Source organism: Chitinimonas viridis, from assembly GCF_030409555.1.
Classification (GTDB): Bacteria; Pseudomonadota; Gammaproteobacteria; order Burkholderiales; family Chitinimonadaceae; genus Chitinimonas; species Chitinimonas viridis.
The window spans coordinates 1-3572 of the sequence record NZ_JAUFPU010000015.1 but is presented as its reverse complement, the minus strand read 5'-3'; the positions used below and the strand labels follow the sequence as shown (position 1 = coordinate 3572).

Below are 3572 nucleotides of genomic sequence, written 5' to 3'. Positions count from 1 at the left end.
CACCAAATCGTTGCCAAGGCTTACCTGGGCATGACCACCACGACTGCAGTGGGTACCTCGAGTACGCCAGGACCGGTCATCACGGTGGTCTCGCGAGGCGGCGCACTGGAGCTCTCGGACAACATCGCCGCAAGTGTGGGCGACGCAGTGGCAGGGCTGGTGGCCTTGCCGGATGCGGGCAGCTTGCCGGGTGAGCTGGGGGTGAGCAATGGGGCGGCGACGTATAGCCTGCCGATTGCGGTGCCGCCGGGGACGGCGGGGATGGTGCCGAGTATCAGCCTTGCTTATAACAGCAATGGCGGGAATGGCATCGCTGGGATGGGCTGGACCTTGAATGGTCTTTCCAAAATTCAGCGCTGCGGTAAGACCATCTTGCAGGATGGCCGCACTGATACGGTTCGCTTCACACAGGCAGACCGACTCTGCCTGGATGGTCAGCGCCTTGTGCTGGTCAACCTGCCGCTGAGTGACACCAACTACTGGGCAGACAATGCAGAGTACCGTACCGAGATGGAGAGTTTCACTCGCATCAAGCGTACGGGGGGAGGTTTCACGCTCGAGACCAAATCTGGGCACACCCAATATTACGGCGACAGCGACAACAGCCGCCTCAAGAGCACCGTCGATACTGACAACAACCTGGTTCATGGTTGGGCGCTGCGCCGCAACCAGGATCGCGATGGCAATGCCATTGACTACGACTACCTGGACAATACGGGTAGCGGTGCCGGCAAGACTGGCGAGCACCAGCCCGCCAGCATTCGCTGGGGCGCCAATACGGCCGCCAATCAGGCACATTATGGCAAGATCGAATTCGACTATGGCACGGCCGACAGGCCGGATGCCGAGGTGGCCTATCTGATGGGTAGCCGGATCGACCGCCGCAAGCGGTTGGAAAAGATTCGCACCTATACCGACACCGATGCCAATGGCAATAACGGCACGGCCGTACTGAGCTATAGCCTGGGCTACGAATCGAGCCCGACCAGCGGCCGCAGCATGCTGCAGTCGGTGACTGCATGTGAAGGTGGGGTAGGGGGTAAGTGTCTGCCCAAGACTACCTTCGAGTGGGCCAAGCCCGATCCGGCGGCGAAGCAGGAGTTTGTAAGTCTAGGTAAGTCACAAGGACCGAACTTGGAGATGACGGGAGCGTCAGTAGATTTACCTCGTGGTGAACGCCTGGTCAGATATGTATCGGGCGACTTCAACGGTGATGGCAAGGTTGATTTGGTGCATAAACATGCTGACGCCCAAGGCCAGCAACCGTTCTATTTGTCCACAGGTAGCGGGTTTGAGCAGCACGATGTGTTTTCGGCTTTGTCGATTGGGTTGTCTGACATACCCGCGGCGGAGCGCAAGATCACGAATGTGGGAGATTTCAATGGTGATGGTCAGACAGACCTGCTGATTCGTCGTGTCGCCACCGAGCGGACAGAGATTGGTGATGTCGCCAACAGCGGTAGTTGGAAGGTATGTCTGTCCAACATGCGCAATGGCGGAGGATTTGCTTGTAAACCAGCGAATTTCCCAGTTGGGCAGTCTGCTGCATACCGTGCAGTAGTGGATTTTAATTCTGACGGCCGAGATGATATCCACTTGGCTATTGGCAATGAGCAGAGTTCACCTGGTGAGGCTATTGTTTCCGGTGCTCAGCATGTCTGTTTTGCGACGGATATGGGCTTCAACTGTACAAAACTTGATGATGTGACACGCTATTGGAAATTAGCCCCCGACCTTTATCACACATCTCGGGTATCACATGCGAATGCTGATGTGGATGGTGATGGCCGTGCTGAAACGCTGCACTTGGCCAAGTGCATGTATAAAGAAGACGAAACTCCCCATGGCTACATGGATTGCGGTGATAACAGCGCCATTTGGGCGGAGAGCCATCTGGAAAATGGCAGCGTTCGCCTACGTATGGGAGGTGAATGGTTTCGCTTTACCGATAACCAGTCTCAAATCGTCAATGCGATGGACGGTGGGTCGCTGACGGCTGATATTAATGGTGATGGCTATTCTGACATCATGGTCGGTGTAAGGCATGGAAACCTGGTTCCGAATGGTACCCCGCCCGGCACCCCCATTCCGCCGATTACCTATGACACCTTTGGTTGCTACTCCAAAGGTAATGGCGGTGGCCATTGCATTAAGTTGGCACCGGAGTGGAGCTTAGGCCTGGACAATGTGACTGCAAACCCGGGTATCTACACTTTAGGTGATATTGATGGTGATGGTCGGGTAGATGTGTGGCGATACAGCTTTGTAGAAACCGTGCCACAAAGTAGTCACGCTATCAGCAAAGGGATGGTCCTGTGTCATATGAGTACAGATATGGCCAGTAGCCGCTGTACTCCATGGACTTGGAACTACACACTGACTATTAATCCGAATGCCGGCAGGGGCGCTGCAGATATCTACTACGAGCGGTCATTTCAAGGCGCTGACTTCACTGGTGATGGTAGGCCCGACATGGTGCTCTATCACCCCAATGGGGTATGGGAGATATTTACTGCTGCTACCCAAGCCAAGCCAAGTCAAGCACTGGATAAACTGGTATCGGTGACCAATGGTGTGGGCACTATTGATAGCGTGGAGTACGCCCAAACCCATGATGGCCGTGTCTACCAACGTGATCCCTCTGCTTTGGATAGCAGCCTGGATAATGCAGTTGCCTATCCGCTCAAGCGCGTTCCTGGCAGCGGTAACTATGTTGTGCAGCTACACCGCCGGAGCAATGGCATTGCGACCGACAAAGTGACCACATATCGCTATGCCGGTGCCGCCCAGCATCAGCAGGGGAGAGGCGAACAAGGCTATCGTGTGGTGGAGGCCACTGTGCAAGCAACGGGAACCCGTATGCTCACCGTTAGCCGTCAGGATGCCGTGACATGGCAAATCAACGGCCAGACCGAACGCGCTCGTGTTATTGCCGCGAACGGCACCGTCCTGAACGACACCGTTGCCGATACCAAGGTCCATGCCAACCTGTTTCCCAATGGCGCACAGACCTGGTTCGTCCATAGCAGCCGCCAACTCACCGAAAAACGCGACCTGGACGGCAGCCCCATCCGCACCGAGCTGGAGTGTACCGACTACGGCCTGACACCGGGTGTGACCACCTGGGGCAACGTCAAGCGCGCTATCAAGCTGACGGCCGCCAGCAAGACCGCCGTGGATATCGCCTGCGCCCAAGCCGACAGCACCAGTGGGGTCTGGAAAACCAAGACCGATAGCAGCTACAAGGCCGCCACGGCCAACGATGCCCCCTGGCTGCAAAGCCTGGTGGAGACCGTCACCGTCAACCAAACCAGCCCCACCGCCACTGCACAGCCGCGCAAGGTCCAGTACGACTACCACGCCAACGGCCTGCTCAAGAGCGAAACCCTCGAACCCGACGACACCACCTACAAGCTGGTGACTACCTTCGATCGCCGCAGCAACAAGTACGGCCTGGTCGAACTCAAACAACAAAGCTGGCGCAACCCCGCCACCGGTCTGAACGAAACCCGCACCGTCGAAGATATTATCTATGACGCCAAGGGCCGTTACCCCCAGACCGTCAAGAACGC

At 56.6% G+C, this 3572-nt stretch carries 1 protein-coding gene; it reads left to right on the top strand.

What is annotated here, in order from left to right; translation table 11 throughout:
* Window positions 1-30: 30 nt before the first annotated feature.
* On the top strand, window positions 31-3572 hold a 3542-nt coding region (locus QWZ03_RS13260; RefSeq protein WP_290333155.1), incomplete at its 3' end, for a SpvB/TcaC N-terminal domain-containing protein.